Source organism: Quadrisphaera sp. GCM10027208 (assembly GCF_042658805.1).
Taxonomy (GTDB): Bacteria; Actinomycetota; Actinomycetes; order Actinomycetales; family SCSIO-59966; genus SCSIO-59966.
Window position 1 is genome coordinate 28448 of the sequence record NZ_JBHSRC010000010.1, and the last position, 12467, is coordinate 40914.

Genomic DNA, 12467 nt, shown 5'->3' on the forward strand with positions numbered 1-12467 from the left:
CAATCCCGCCACCCCACCACCCTCTCCCCCGTGATCATGCAATCCCGCCACCTTGCCGGGTGGCGGAACTGCATGATCACCGAGGAGGGTGAGGAAGCGGTCGAAGAGGTGGGCGGCGTCGTGCGGCCCGGCGGCGGCCTCCGGGTGGTACTGCACGGAGAACGCCGGCCGGTCCAGCAGCCGCAGCCCCTCGACGACGTCGTCGTTGAGGCAGACGTGGCTGACCTCGGCCCGCCCGAACGGGGTGTCGAACGCGCCGTCGAGCGGCGCGTCGACGGCGAACCCGTGGTTGTGCGCGGTGACCTCGACCCGCCCGGTGGCCCGGTCGAGCACCGGCTGGTTCACCCCGCGGTGGCCGTAGCGCAGCTTGTAGGTGCCCAGGCCGAGGGCCCGGCCGAGCAGCTGGTTGCCGTAGCAGATCCCGAAGAACGGCACCCCCCGGTCCAGGACGCCGCGCAGCAGCTCGATCTCGTCGGTGGCGGCGGCCGGGTCCCCGGGGCCGTTGGAGAAGAACACCCCGTCCGGCCGGGTGGCCAGGACGTCGTCCAGGGTCGCGGTGGCGGGCAGCACGTGGACCTCGACGCCGCGCTCGGCGAGCATCCGCGGGGTCATCGCCTTGATGCCGAGGTCGACGGCGGCGACCGTGAACCGCTTGGGCCCCACCGCCGGGACGACGTACGCCGCGTCGGTCGTCACCTCGTCGGCGAGGTCGGCCCCGCTCATCGCGGGCGCCGAGCGGACCACCTCGAGCAGCTCGTCGTGCGGGCGCGCCGCCGCCTGGCCGGAGAACACCCCGACCCGCATCGCGCCACGCTCCCGCAGGTGCCGGGTGATCGCCCGGGTGTCGACGCCGCGGATCCCGACGACGCCCTGGTCGGCGAGCTCGTCGGCGAGCTCGCGGCGCGAGCGCCACGACGACGCCCGCCGGGCGGGGTCGCGGACGACGAACCCGGCCACCCAGATCCGGGCGGACTCGTCGTCCTCGTCGGTCCAGCCGGTGTTGCCGACGTGCGGGGCGGTCATGACGACGACCTGCCGGTGGTAGGAGGGGTCGGTGAGGGTCTCCTGGTAGCCGGTCATCGCGGTGCAGAACACCGCCTCGCCGACGGTCTCGCCGACGGCGCCGTACGGCTCGCCGGGGAACGTCCGGCCGTCCTCGAGGACGAGCACCGCGCCGCTCACGGCGTGTCCTGCCCGGTCAGCCCGGTGACGGCGGCGAGCACCGGACGCCGGTCGGCCTCGCGCCGCAGCCGCACCCCGGTGTCGAGAGTGACGTCCCCGAGCCGCCAGGTCAGCACGAGCAGCCCCTCGGCGTCGACGACCTTGCCGATGAGCCCGCGCTGCACCCGGGCGCCGAGCAGGTCGGCAGCCGGCACCCACACGTCGGGGGCGCCGCGGCGCTCGAGCAGGACGCCGGCCCGCCCGACCCGGACGACGACCGCGCTGGGCACGCCGAGACCGTGCGGGACGACGCGCTCGAGCTGCTCCCCGGCGCGGGTCGAGGTGACGTAGGTGCCCTCCGCGCCGGCGACGAGGTCGGCGGAGAACCCCTCCGGCACGACCGGTGGCGCCGGCACGTCGGCCTGCCGCTCGTGCCGGCCCCGCCACCCGCGCCACATCAGCCACCACAGCAGCGGCACGGCCACGACCAGGACGACGAGGGCGATGGTGGTCTCCGCGCTCACCGGTCCACCTCCTCGTCTCCGGCCGGCCGGGGTGAGGCCGGCGCGCCGTCCAGCACGGTGGCGTGCCCCCGGTGGAACGTCGCCACGACCCGCCCGGGCAGTTCGGTCCCGGCGTAGGGGCTGTTACGGCCCTGGGTGGCCATCGTCGCGGGGTCGATCCGGCGACGGGCGGCCGGGTCGACGAGGACGACGTTCGCCGGCTCCCCGACCTGCAGCGGCCGGCCCTGCCCGGCGACCCGGCCGATCCGCGCCGGAGCGCTCGACAGGACCCGCGCCACGCCGGCCCAGTCGAGCAGCCCGGTGTCGACCATGGCCTCCTGGACGACGGACAGCGCCGTCTCCAGCCCGGTCATCCCCATCGCGGCGGCGGCCCACTCGCAGTCCTTGTCCTCGACCGTGTGCGGGGCGTGGTCGGTGGCCACGACGTCGATCGTCCCGTCGGCGAGGGCCTCGCGCACCGCTGCGACGTCGTCGGCCGTGCGCAGCGGCGGGTTCACCTTGAACACCGGGTCGTAGCCGCGGACCCGTTCGTCGGTGAGCAGCAGGTGGTGCGGGGTGACCTCGGCGGTGACGTCGACCCCCCGGGAGCGTGCCCAGCGCAGGATCTCCACGCTGCCGGCGGTGGAGACGTGGCACACGTGCAGCCGGGACCCGACGTGCCCGGCGAGCAGCACGTCGCGGGCGACGATCGCCTCCTCGGCGACCGCGGGCCACCCCTGCAGTCCCAGGACGCCGGACAGCTCGCCCTCGTGCATCTGCGCGCCGGCGGTCAGCCGCGGCTCCTGGGCGTGCTGGGCGACGACCCCGTCGAACGCCTTGACGTACTCCAGGGCCCGGCGCATGAGGACGGCGTCCCAGACGCAGTGCCCGTCGTCGGAGAACACCCGGACGCCGGCCGCGGAGTCGGCCATCGCCCCCAGCTCGGCGAGCCGCTCGCCGGCCAGGCCCACGGTGACCGCGCCGACCGGCCGGACGTCGACCCAGCCGGCACGGCGGCCGAGTCGCCACACCTGCTCGACGACGCCGGCGGTGTCGGCGACGGGGTCGGTGTTGGCCATCGCGTGCACGGCGGTGAATCCGCCGAGAGCCGCTGCGAGAGTGCCGGTCTCGACGGTTTCGGCGTCCTCGCGACCGGGTTCGCGCAGGTGGGTGTGCAGGTCGACCAGGCCGGGCAGCGCGACCAGGCCGTCGCCGTCGACGACGCTCGCGCCGGCGGCGTCCAGACCGGTCCCGACCTCGGCGATCCGGCCGTCGCGCAGCAACAGGTCGGTGGGGTCGCCGCCCAGCGGCCGGACGGACTTCAGCAGGTAGGTGCTCATGCGCTGTCCTCCCCGGCCAGCAGGAGGTAGAGGGCGGCCATCCGCACGGCGACGCCGTTGGAGACCTGCTCGACGATGGTGGACCGGGCGCTGTCGGCGGCCTCGGCGGAGATCTCCAGGCCGCGGTTCATCGGCCCGGGGTGCATGACGATGGTGTGCTCGCCCAGCGCCCGCAGCCGCCGGGCGTCCAGCCCGTAGCGGCGGGAGTACTCGCGGGCGGAGGGGAAGAACGCCGCGGCCATCCGCTCCCGCTGCACCCGGAGCATCATCACCGCGTCGACCGGGCCGTCCCCCCCGCCGGCGAGCACGTCGTCCAGGTCGTAGGACGTCGCACACGGCCACGTCCCCACCCCCACCGGCAGCAGGGTCGGTGGGGCGACGAGGGTGACGTGCGCGCCGAGGGTGTGCAGCAGCAGCACGTTGGAGCGCGCCACCCGGCTGTGCAGCACGTCCCCGACGATGGCGACCCGGCGGCCGGTGAGGTCGGCGCCGACCGCGGCCGCGCCGTCCCCGCCGCCGACGAGGTGGCGGCGCATGGTGAACGCGTCGAGCAGCGCCTGGGTGGGGTGCTCGTGGGTGCCGTCCCCGGCGTTGAGCACCGACCCGCGCACCCAGCCGGAGTGGGCGAGCCGGTGGGGCGCCCCGGACGCGCCGTGCCGGACGACGACGGCGTCGGCGCCCATCGCCTCCAGGGTGAGTGCGGTGTCCTTGAGGCTCTCGCCCTTGGAGACGCTGGATCCCTTGGCGGAGAAGTTGATGACGTCGGCGGACAGCCGCTTGGCGGCGGCCTCGAAGGAGATCCGGGTCCTGGTGGAGTCCTCGAAGAACAGGTTGACGACGGTGCGGCCGCGCAGCGTGGGCAGCTTCTTGATCTCCCGCTGCTGGGTGGCGGCCATCTGCTCGGCGACGTCGAGCACCTGCACCGCCTCGTCCCGGGACAGGTCCCCGGCGGAGATGAGGTGCCTCATGCGGGCAGGCCCTCCTCGCCGTCCCGGGACCCGGCGCCGTCGCCGCTCTCGATGAGGACGGCGTCCCGGCCGTCGATCTCCTCGAGCAGGACGCTGACCCGCTCGTCGGCGGCGGTGGGCAGGTTCTTGCCGACGTGGTCGGCCCGGATCGGCAGCTCGCGGTGGCCGCGGTCGACGAGCACCGCCAGCCGGACGGCGCGGGGCCGGCCGAGGTCGGACAGCGCGTCGAGCGCGGCCCGCACCGTGCGCCCGGAGAACAGCACGTCGTCGACGAGGACGACGACGCGGTCGTCGACGCCGCCGGCGGGCAGCTGGGTAGGGCCGACGCCGCGGGTGGGGTTCCGTCGCAGGTCGTCGCGGTGCATGGTGACGTCGAGTGTGCCGGTGACGGCGTCGGCGTCCACGTCGGGCTCGACGGCGGCGATCCGCTGGGCCAGCCGGCGGGCGAGCGGGACGCCGCGGGAGGGGATCCCGAGGAGCACGAGGTCGCGTGGACCCTTGTTGCGCTCGAGGATCTCGTGGGCGATCCGGGTCAGGGCCCGGGAGATCTCCGGTGCCTCGAGCACCGGACGTGCGGACGCCATGGTGGGCGCCTCCTTCCCCGCCTCACGGGACGGTGGTTAAAGGAGCGGGCTGGCCGCACGGTACCCCACCTGGCGCGGCGGCCCGGACAAACCCCCCGATTCAGCGATTCGGCTTGACCGGCATGCTCACGCTCCGTGACGATCGAGGTCCAGCGGTCCCGTGGGCGGGACGGATAGGGAGTGACGACATGACCTCGGCGTACGCCAAGGCACTCGGAGCGCGGCTGCGGTCGATCCGCACCCAGCAGGGCCTGTCACTCCAGGGGGTGGAGCAGAAGTCCAAGGGCCGCTGGAAGGCGGTCGTCGTCGGCTCCTACGAGCGCGGCGACCGGGCGGTGACCGTGCAGCGACTGGCCGAGCTGGCCGACTTCTACGGCGTACCGGTGCAGGCGCTGCTGCCGGACGCCGCGCCGTCCGGGCAGGCCGCACCCCCGCCCCGCCTGGTCCTGGACCTGGAGGCCCTGCAGAAGGTGCCGCACGAGAAGGCGGGCCCGCTGCTGCGCTACGTCGCCACGATCCAGAGCCAGCGCGGGGACTACAACGGCAAGGTGCTGTCGATCCGCGCCGACGACCTGCGCACCCTCGCGGTGATCTACGACATGGCCCCCGGCCCGCTGGCCGAGGAGCTCATCAGCTGGGGCGTGCTGGACCCGGACGCGCGGCGGGCGGTAGGGCTGGAGCCCTGAGGCCGTCAGTCCACCAGGGAGGCCTTGAGGGACTTGATCCGCGCGAGCAGCCCGTTGACGAACGCCGGCGACTCGTCCGTCGACAGCGACTTGGCCAGCTCGACCGCCTCGTCGATCGCGACGGCGTCCGGGACGTCGTCGTGCCACAGCAGCTCCAGGACGCCGATCCGCAGCACCGCCCGGTCCACCGCCGGCATCCGCTCGACCGTCCACCCCTGGGAGTACGTGGCGAGGATCTCGTCGATCCGCTCGCGGTGGGCCTGCACGCCCTCGACGAGGGTGACCGCGTACTCGGGCACGGTCGCGCCCGGTGAACCGAGCCGGTCGCGCAGCAGCACGAGCGGGTCGGTTCCGCGCTGCTCGGCCTCGAACAGGACGTCGAGCGCGCGCTTGCGGGCCTTGCTGCGGGCGGCCACGGGTCAGTCGTTGACGCGACCGAGGTAGTCCCCGGACCGGGTGTCGACCTTGACCTTCGTACCGGTCTCGAGGAACAGCGGGACCTGGATCTCGTAGCCGGTCTCGAGGGTGGCCGGCTTCGTGCCGCCGGTGGACCGGTCGCCCTGCAGCCCCGGCTCGGTGTAGGTGATCTCCAGGACGACGGACGCCGGCAGCTCGACGTACAGCGGGGTGCCCTCGTGGATGCCGACGACCGCGGTCTGGTTCTCCAGCAGGAAGTTGGCGGCGTCCCCGACGGTGGCGGCCGGCACGTGCAGCTGGTCGTAGTCCTTCGTGTCCATGAACACGAAGTCCTCGCCGTCCTTGTAGAGGTACTGCATGTCGCGCTTGTCGACGGTGGCGGTGTCCACCTTCGTGCCGGCGTTGAACGTCTTGTCGACGACCTTGCCGGACAGCACGTTCTTCAGCTTGGTGCGCACGAAGGCGCCGCCCTTGCCGGGCTTGACGTGCTGGAACTCCACGACCGACCAGAGCTGGCCGTCGAGGTTGAGCACCATGCCGTTCTTGAGGTCGTTCGTCGTGGCCACGTGAGTTGTCTCCGGTTCGCGTCGGTGCGGCTGCGGGCACGCGCGTACCGCGGTCAGCCTCGGGGATCGTCGTCCATGCTACCCGTGCTGGCCGTGCTGGCCGTGCTGGCCGTGCTGCCCGTGCTGGCCGTGGTGGGATGGGACGCATGACAGCGACGAGGTGGACCCGATGAGCCCGAAGAGCCGGGGACGTCCCAAGGGCCGAGGACGCAAGGGCAAGGCGCGTGGCACCCGCACGCGGCCTGAGCGCCCCGTCAACCCCGTCGACGAGATCGTCCAGCAGGCGGCGTCCCTCGTGCACGAGGAGGACGCGGTGCTCGCCGAGACGTGGGCGAGCGGCTGGCTCGGACGGATGTGGCAGGCCGCGACGCGTCTGCCCCCCGACGACCGCCTGCCCGAGTACTGGGCAGACCTGGACGACGAGGACCGGTTCGATCCCGCCGACGCCGAGGTGGCGCTGGTCACCGCGGTCGTCCAGCGGGTGCTGCACCGGCCCAGCGCCGCGGGACTGGCCGCAATGCACGCCTTCGCGCGGGTGGCGTCGGACGACGCCACCGAGCCGCTCACCGAGGCCATCGCCGAGCTGTCGGCGACCCTGCCGGAGCCGGCGTTCAGCGCCGCGCCCGCCGCGGTGCCGAGCCGGGCGTGGACCGCGGTCGACGTCTGGGGCGCCGAGCGGTTGATCTTCGTGGAGTTCGAGCAGCCGACCGTGCACACGCTCGTCGCCCAGGTCCTGGACGTCGGGGGCCGGCTGGTCGAGTCCCTCGCACTGGCCCTGGGCCCGGGGGTCGCGCAGGACTGGGCCGGGCACCGGGCCCCGGACGACGTCCCGATGGAGCCGGTGGAGACCCCGGTCGAGGTGGCCCTGACCGACCTCGCCGACGCGCTCGCCGCCAGCGAGCTGCTCGGCGCGACGGACGACGACTGGTTCGCCGAGCTGCGCGCCCTGGCCTGGGCACGCTCGATCGAGTACGCGACCGCGCCGCAGCAACGGGCTGCTCTGGACGTCGAGGAGCGCGAACGGCTGCGCGCTGCGTTCGTCGCCGAGGCCGACGTGCCGGACACCCCGGCGACCGCGGCGCTCGTCGACCTGTTCCTCGACTTCGGCGAGACGTTTCTGCGGGAGCCCCTGGCGTGGAGCCCGCTCGCCGTCGCCGTCCTGCTCGAGGAGGCCCTGCCCGGGCAGGTGCACCTCGAGGACGACGCCCGCGACCTGCTGCCGGACGTGCTGCGGGCGTGGATCCGGTTCTCGCTCGCCCGGGTCGGGGTCGAGGAGCGCTGGGTGCAGCCGGTGCTCGACGCGGTGGAGCCGGGCATGGAGGCCTACCACGAGGTGACCGCCCGGATGACGGAGCTCGAGGCGGACCTCGGTGGGGCGATCGGGGCCCCCGACGAGGAGGACCTGGCCTGGGACGACGACCCGGACGACGACGGCTGGGACGACGACCCGGACGACGACGGCCGGGACGACCAGGACGGGGACGACGAGGGCCAGGACGACGAGGGACGCATCAGCCGGTCGTAACCCCTCCCCGTAAACAGTCGACAGTACCCTCTTCGTGATCATGCAATCCCGCCACCCACCGGCCCCCGTCCGGCTCGCAGAATGCTGAGTTGGTGGCGCAACACGCCGGCCAAGTTGTACCCAGCGCAGCATTCTGTCGCCGAGGTGCCTGACCCGACGTGGGCTCCCATGGCCACCAAGGCCCATTGTCATCTCTCGGCGTGGGCGCCAGCGGCCATGAGGCGTTGACCGCCATCCCGCTTGGAACCGGTGACACCGTCAGGCGTTCCGTTGCACCGGTATCGGTCGGCAGCGCCGTCCGCTACAGCAGCATCATCCCGGTGCCGGTGACGGCAGCTGCCCACAGCAGACTGGCGAGGGTGCCGATGATGAAGCGCTCCGAGGCACCGGGGTGGCGCAACTCCGGGTAGCGACCGAGCCCCTTGACGGCGAGCACCACCGGGACCCCGGCAGGCCAGCCCGCGAGCAGGGTCGAGGACATCGCGGCCCGCTCGAGCACCCCGATCCAGGCGCCGCCGCGCAGCACCTCGGAGGCCTCGTCCGGCTGCTCGATCGCCTGCTGCGGCGGCCGACCGGCGCGCCGCAGCAGGGCCGCGGTCACCGGACCGCCACCGGCGACAGCGGCCGCGACGGTGAGCACCCGCACAGCGCCGGCCACCCAGCCCGTGGCCGTGACGTCGACGGCCGCGGCGACGACAGCGACCACCGCGAGCGACAGCAGCACGGCGACCGCGACCACGTCGCCGCGGCCAGGGCGCGCCGCGTTCACCGGTCCGCCTCCCGCAGCAGCCGCGCGGCGAGCGGCCTCGCGTCCTGCTCGTGCTGCCACATGGCGACCCGGGCGCGCTGGCTCACCGCCTGCGGGCTGATCCCCAGGCGCGCGGCGGCCTCCTTCTGGGTCATCCCGGCGGCGAGCAGGTCCGCGACCTGCCAGCCCTGCGTCGTCCGGCGCTGGACGACGCTGGCGAGCAGGGCGAGCAGCACCTCGGCGTCCCGGGCCCTTCGCGGGTCGGGCCCGCTGACCGCGACGTGCGGGCCGGAGGTCTTGGCGCGCTGGACGGCGTCCCGGGCGTTTTCCAGTGCCGGTCCGGCGGCGGCGCGGACGCTGCGCGGCACCGGTTCGCGCACCGGTCCGGTGCCGATCCCGGTGCTCCAGGAGTCGGCGCGAGCCAGACGCAGGGCGAGGTCGACGACGGCGTCGGCGTCGTCGAGGAGCCCCTGGACCTCGTCGCCGGCGGTGCGCTCGAACCGGCGGACGACGCCGGGTGCGTCGGCGAGGTCGGCGAGGAGGGCGTCGACGAGGTCCTGGCCACGCCGGCTACCGCGCTGGTCGATGGTCATGGCGAACACCGCCCCCGCTCCTCTCCGGCGACTCCGTGACGACTCGGCGCCCGACAAGCCTACGGGCTTGTTGTCGCCAGGACAAGGCTAAAGGCTTGACGCTGCGGGATCAAGCCGGGCCGCGACCGCCTGCAGCGCCAGCCGGTAGGAGTCGGCGCCGAAACCGGCGACGGTTCCCGTCGCCACCCCTGCGATCACGCTCGTGTGCCGGAACTCCTCGCGGGCGGCGGGGTTCGACAGGTGCACCTCGACGAGCACGAGCCCGGCGCCGGTCACCTGAGCACAGGCGTCGCGGGTGGCGTAGGAGTAGTGGGTGAAGGCCGCAGGGTTGAGGACGACGTGGGCGCCGGTGTCGACGGCCTCGTGCAGCCAGCCGACGAGCTGGGCCTCGTCGTCGGTCTGACGCACCTCGACGTCCAGGCCGAGGCGCTCGCCGTCACTACGGCAGCGCTCCGCCAGGCCGGCGTGCGTGGTGGTGCCGTACACCTCCGGCTCACGGGAGCCGAGGCGGCCGAGGTTGGGACCGTTGAGGACCAGCACCCGCGTCATGCGCGGCAGGGTACTGATCGTCACCGGACCCTCGGGCTCAGACCCTGATCTTTCAGCCGGATGGTGGTGTGGGTCGTGTCGTGAGGCGGGAGTGCCCTTGCTGCAAGGGAGAACCACGGGAGCGACCGGCACGCCCGCTGCGCCCGCCACCCGTGCGGCGGGCGCAGCGCTGTTCCGAGTCAGCGGGGACGGCCGGGTCCGTCAAGCCGGTAGACGGTCGTGGTGCCGCTCACCTCGTTGCCGACGGCAAGCAGGGGATGCCCCGTCGGGCTGTCCTCGGCCGAGATGAAGGTGAGGCCCTCGGGTCCGAGGTCACCGGCCGCCGGGTTGGACGTGCCGTCCGCCAGCGTGGCCGGTTCGTCGAAGTCACGGTTGTTCACGTACTGGACGAAGCGGGGGTTGTGGGGTGTGGTGATGTCATAGACCATGATCCCGCCGACGCGCTCCAGACCGATGAACGCATAGGTCTTGCCGTAGGCGTTGCCGATCTCGATGCCTTCAGGCTCGGGGCCCTTGTCGTCGCTGCGGGCGTCGAAGCTGCCGTTCTCGTCGTTGTTGGAGTTGAAGTCCGCAGGGAGGGCGGCGGCGGTGATCCGCTCGAAGTCGTCGCCGCTGTCGAACACGAGCGCCCCGTCGGCGTCACGGATGGAGAAGGACCGGGCACCGTAGGCGTATAGCTCGGTCGCCGGGTCGGTGGTCGGGAACGCCGTCGTGGTGTTCAGGCGGCCGAGGGCATCGTTCCGTTGGAGGTCGTCGGCGTCGGGGAACGCATCGGGGTCAAGACCGAGGTCCCCGATCCTCGCCTCCTCCGAGTAGCACTCGTAGTCACGGGCATCGCCCTCGTTGGCAGTCACGAGGTAGGTGGAATCACCGTGGGAGTAGGCGTCGATGGCGTCAGGCTGGTACATGCCCGAGACAGGCCACGGTCGGATGTTGATCTCGTCGTCCTTGTTGCTGGCGTCGAGTCCGTTGTCCGCGAGGGAGTGGTCCTTGTAGCCGAGCGGCACGATGTCGGTCACCCTCGCCGAGGCGAGGTCGACGATGGCGAAGGCGTTGTTCTCCTGCAGCGACACCCACGCCGTCGCGGAGTCCGCGTCGATGGCCACGTACTCCGGCTCGAGATCCTCGGCCACGGTGGCGTCCGGTCCGAAGATGCGCACGCCGGCGACCCGCAACGCCTCCTCCTGGTCGTTGAACGCCTTGAAGTCGGCCGTGGAGACAGCATGGGTCGCCACGTCGATGATGCTGATCGAGCCCTCGGGGTCGACGCCGCCGTCGCAGTAGCCGTCGGGCTCTCCCTCGTTGGCCACGACGATCCTGGAGCCGTCCGGGGTGAAGGTGAGCATGTCGGGCAGGGCTCCGACCGAGATGGGATCGCCGACGGACTCGCCCGTGGCAGTGAACAGCTCTACCGTTCCCGGCTCCTGCGCCGGATCGCCCTGCACAGCGACGGCAACGAGCCCGTCGCGCACTGCCACGCTGTTGATCCCGCCGCTGGCAACGAGCTCGTCGACCTTCGTCGGCTCGGTGGGATCGCTCAGGTCCAGCACGTCGACCACGCCGTCGTTGGCGTTGACCACGAAGAGTCGGTGGGTGCCGGGGTCGAAGGCGACGATCTCCGCCGCGCTCTCGTCGAAGTCACCGCTGTGATAGGTGCCAATCGGGGTCAACGAGACGCGAGAGATGGGCGGCGCGCCAGCAGCCGGACCGGCCAGCGGCAAGGCCGTGGCCGCCAGGCCAGCACCGGCGAACAGCAGGCCACTGATGTGGATCCGTCGGGGGATGGGTCGCATGCACGCAACCTAGAGAGGTGACCTGGCCCGTCGGGCAGCGAGAAGGTGAACGGCATACGAAAGGCGCGCTGTCACCGACAACGAGTCCATCGCCGGTCACCAGTCGGCCGACCACATCGCCTTCCCACCCCGATCGAACGGATCCTCATGCTCGAAGCCGAGGTCGTCGCCCGTCGAACACCGCGACACCCCGCTGCAGACGGTCGACAGCCGTTCAGCGGACGCTCCAGGACAGACGGCTGAGGGACCGCTACCGCGTGCGCCGCCGAAGGTACGAGTGCCCCGGATGGGCGCCGCCCAGGTCGAGGCCCAACACCGGCTCCGGGGCGGGGTCCCGCAGGACACCAACCGGGCGTTGAAGAACGACTACACGATGAGCCACGCCCCGGCGCAGCCGTTCTTCGGCAACTGGCTGTACTGGGCGGCCGTCGCACTGGCGCACAACGTCTCCCTGTGGCTGCGGACCCTGGCACTACCGGCCGACTACCGCCGGACCCGCGGCACGCGCTGCGGCTCGGGTTCCTGAACGTCCCCGCCCGGCTGGTCCACCACGGCCGCCGGGTGCACCTGCGCTTCGCTGCCGCCTACCGGCACCTGCAGGCCTTCATCACCGCGCTGAACCGACTCCGCGCGCTGTCCGCCTTCGGCTGCCCCCTCGGCGCCGGCGCCGCACCCAGCACCGCTCACACCCACAGCTCACGCATGCACGAAACCGGCGACCGCGACCCCGTGGTGGGCGTTCACGTCACGGTCTACTGCGACCTGACGAAAAAGATCAGGGTCAGAGCGCGCGGAGCTTGCGGAAGGGGGACGGGATCCGCACTCGCTGCTCGCGGAACTGCACGAGCACTGCCACGTCCTTCTCCACGCCGACCACCGTGCCCAGGCCGTACTGGTCGTGGGTCACCCGGTCGTCGACCGAGAACTCCGGAACCGGGCGGTCCACCGGAGCGTTGAAGGGACTGTTCGGCAGGTGGCGCCGGGTGGTGGCGCGGGGAGGCTTCACTCCTTGACTGTACGCCCCACCGAGCGAG

The 12467-nt window shown here is 72.8% G+C and carries 14 protein-coding genes and 1 pseudogene; 3 read left to right on the forward strand and 12 right to left on the reverse strand.

Annotated elements, in window-relative coordinates; translation table 11 throughout:
* Nucleotides 1-81 precede the first annotated feature (81 nt).
* From carA to pyrR, 5 genes and pseudogenes are all read right to left on the reverse strand, one after another.
* Nucleotides 82-1182: pseudogene (carA, locus tag ACFP6A_RS13640) on the reverse strand (glutamine-hydrolyzing carbamoyl-phosphate synthase small subunit); the annotation flags it as partial.
* Nucleotides 1179-1685 carry a hypothetical protein gene (locus tag ACFP6A_RS13645; RefSeq protein ID WP_379604395.1) on the reverse strand — a complete coding sequence of 169 codons (507 nt, stop codon included), beginning with the start codon at nt 1683-1685 and terminating at the stop codon, nt 1179-1181. The gene ACFP6A_RS13645 and the pseudogene carA, both read right to left, overlap by 4 nt.
* Nucleotides 1682-3004 carry a dihydroorotase gene (locus tag ACFP6A_RS13650; protein ID WP_379604397.1) on the reverse strand — a complete coding sequence of 441 codons (1323 nt, stop codon included), beginning with the start codon at nt 3002-3004 and terminating at the stop codon, nt 1682-1684. Before ACFP6A_RS13650 ends, ACFP6A_RS13645 begins: the two co-directional genes overlap by 4 nt.
* Nucleotides 3001-3972 carry an aspartate carbamoyltransferase catalytic subunit gene (locus ACFP6A_RS13655; RefSeq protein ID WP_379604399.1) on the reverse strand — a complete coding sequence of 324 codons (972 nt, stop codon included), beginning with the start codon at nt 3970-3972 and terminating at the stop codon, nt 3001-3003. Before ACFP6A_RS13655 ends, ACFP6A_RS13650 begins: the two co-directional genes overlap by 4 nt.
* A complete protein-coding gene (gene pyrR / locus ACFP6A_RS13660) occupies nt 3969-4556 on the reverse strand; it encodes a bifunctional pyr operon transcriptional regulator/uracil phosphoribosyltransferase PyrR (protein WP_379604401.1) in 588 nt (195 codons plus the stop codon). Before pyrR ends, ACFP6A_RS13655 begins: the two co-directional genes overlap by 4 nt.
* A gap of 188 nt (nt 4557-4744) precedes the next feature.
* Here pyrR and ACFP6A_RS13665 point away from each other — a divergent pair, with 188 nt between their 5' ends.
* Entirely contained in the window at nt 4745-5242 is a 498-nt protein-coding gene (locus tag ACFP6A_RS13665) for a transcriptional regulator (protein ID WP_379604402.1), read from the forward strand.
* A gap of 5 nt (nt 5243-5247) precedes the next feature.
* Here the strand turns inward: ACFP6A_RS13665 and nusB are convergent, their stop codons facing one another.
* Together nusB and efp are read right to left on the reverse strand one after the other, a co-directional pair.
* The gene (gene nusB / locus ACFP6A_RS13670; protein ID WP_379604403.1) at nt 5248-5658 is read right to left on the reverse strand and encodes a transcription antitermination factor NusB; all 411 of its coding nucleotides are present in this window, start codon (nt 5656-5658) and stop codon (nt 5248-5250) included.
* Nucleotides 5659-5661: 3 nt separating this feature from the next.
* The gene (gene efp / locus ACFP6A_RS13675) at nt 5662-6225 is read right to left on the reverse strand and encodes an elongation factor P (RefSeq protein WP_379604404.1); all 564 of its coding nucleotides are present in this window, start codon (nt 6223-6225) and stop codon (nt 5662-5664) included.
* Nucleotides 6226-6394: 169 nt separating this feature from the next.
* On the opposite strand from efp, the gene ACFP6A_RS13680 reads away from it, so the two are divergent.
* The gene (locus ACFP6A_RS13680; RefSeq protein ID WP_379604406.1) at nt 6395-7750 is read left to right on the forward strand and encodes a hypothetical protein; all 1356 of its coding nucleotides are present in this window, start codon (nt 6395-6397) and stop codon (nt 7748-7750) included.
* Between the two features lie 301 nt (nt 7751-8051).
* Here ACFP6A_RS13680 and ACFP6A_RS13685 read toward each other — a convergent pair whose 3' ends face one another.
* The 4 genes from ACFP6A_RS13685 to ACFP6A_RS13700 all read right to left on the reverse strand — a co-directional run bounded on the left by ACFP6A_RS13685 (nt 8052) and on the right by ACFP6A_RS13700 (nt 11433).
* Nucleotides 8052-8519: a hypothetical protein gene (locus ACFP6A_RS13685; RefSeq protein ID WP_379604408.1), complete on the reverse strand. Its 468-nt coding sequence runs from the start codon at nt 8517-8519 to the stop codon at nt 8052-8054.
* Nucleotides 8516-9100, reverse strand: a complete 585-nt coding sequence (locus ACFP6A_RS13690) for a helix-turn-helix domain-containing protein (RefSeq protein WP_379604410.1) — start codon at nt 9098-9100, stop codon at nt 8516-8518. Before ACFP6A_RS13690 ends, ACFP6A_RS13685 begins: the two co-directional genes overlap by 4 nt.
* Before the next feature lie 78 nt (nt 9101-9178).
* Complete coding sequence (locus ACFP6A_RS13695) at nt 9179-9640, reverse strand: type II 3-dehydroquinate dehydratase (RefSeq protein ID WP_379604412.1); 462 nt, start codon at nt 9638-9640, stop codon at nt 9179-9181.
* A 179-nt stretch (nt 9641-9819) separates the two neighbouring features.
* A complete protein-coding gene (locus ACFP6A_RS13700; protein ID WP_379604413.1) occupies nt 9820-11433 on the reverse strand; it encodes a choice-of-anchor I family protein in 1614 nt (537 codons plus the stop codon).
* A gap of 286 nt (nt 11434-11719) precedes the next feature.
* Between ACFP6A_RS13700 and ACFP6A_RS13705 the strand changes: the two genes are divergently transcribed.
* Nucleotides 11720-11959 (forward strand): hypothetical protein, encoded by a 240-nt coding sequence (locus tag ACFP6A_RS13705; RefSeq protein ID WP_379604415.1) that lies wholly within the window; start codon nt 11720-11722, stop codon nt 11957-11959.
* Nucleotides 11960-12214: 255 nt separating this feature from the next.
* On the opposite strand, the gene ACFP6A_RS13710 is transcribed toward ACFP6A_RS13705, so the two are convergent.
* Complete coding sequence (locus tag ACFP6A_RS13710; RefSeq protein WP_379604417.1) at nt 12215-12439, reverse strand: hypothetical protein; 225 nt, start codon at nt 12437-12439, stop codon at nt 12215-12217.
* Between the last annotated feature and the right edge of the window lie 28 nt (nt 12440-12467).

What these genes read in the sequence shown, in the direction of transcription:
- ACFP6A_RS13695 (WP_379604412.1), bottom strand. Translation starts at nt 9,640, where the DNA reads ATGACGCGGGTGCTGGTCCTCAACGGTCCCAACCTCGGCCGCCTCGGC.
- ACFP6A_RS13700 (WP_379604413.1), bottom strand. Translation starts at nt 11,433, where the DNA reads ATGCGACCCATCCCCCGACGGATCCACATCAGTGGCCTGCTGTTCGCC.
- pyrR (WP_379604401.1), bottom strand. Translation starts at nt 4,556, where the DNA reads ATGGCGTCCGCACGTCCGGTGCTCGAGGCACCGGAGATCTCCCGGGCC.
- ACFP6A_RS13665 (WP_379604402.1), top strand. Translation starts at nt 4,745, where the DNA reads ATGACCTCGGCGTACGCCAAGGCACTCGGAGCGCGGCTGCGGTCGATC.
- ACFP6A_RS13655 (WP_379604399.1), bottom strand. Translation starts at nt 3,972, where the DNA reads ATGAGGCACCTCATCTCCGCCGGGGACCTGTCCCGGGACGAGGCGGTG.
- ACFP6A_RS13650 (WP_379604397.1), bottom strand. Translation starts at nt 3,004, where the DNA reads ATGAGCACCTACCTGCTGAAGTCCGTCCGGCCGCTGGGCGGCGACCCC.
- ACFP6A_RS13705 (WP_379604415.1), top strand. Translation starts at nt 11,720, where the DNA reads ATGGGCGCCGCCCAGGTCGAGGCCCAACACCGGCTCCGGGGCGGGGTC.
- ACFP6A_RS13680 (WP_379604406.1), top strand. Translation starts at nt 6,395, where the DNA reads ATGAGCCCGAAGAGCCGGGGACGTCCCAAGGGCCGAGGACGCAAGGGC.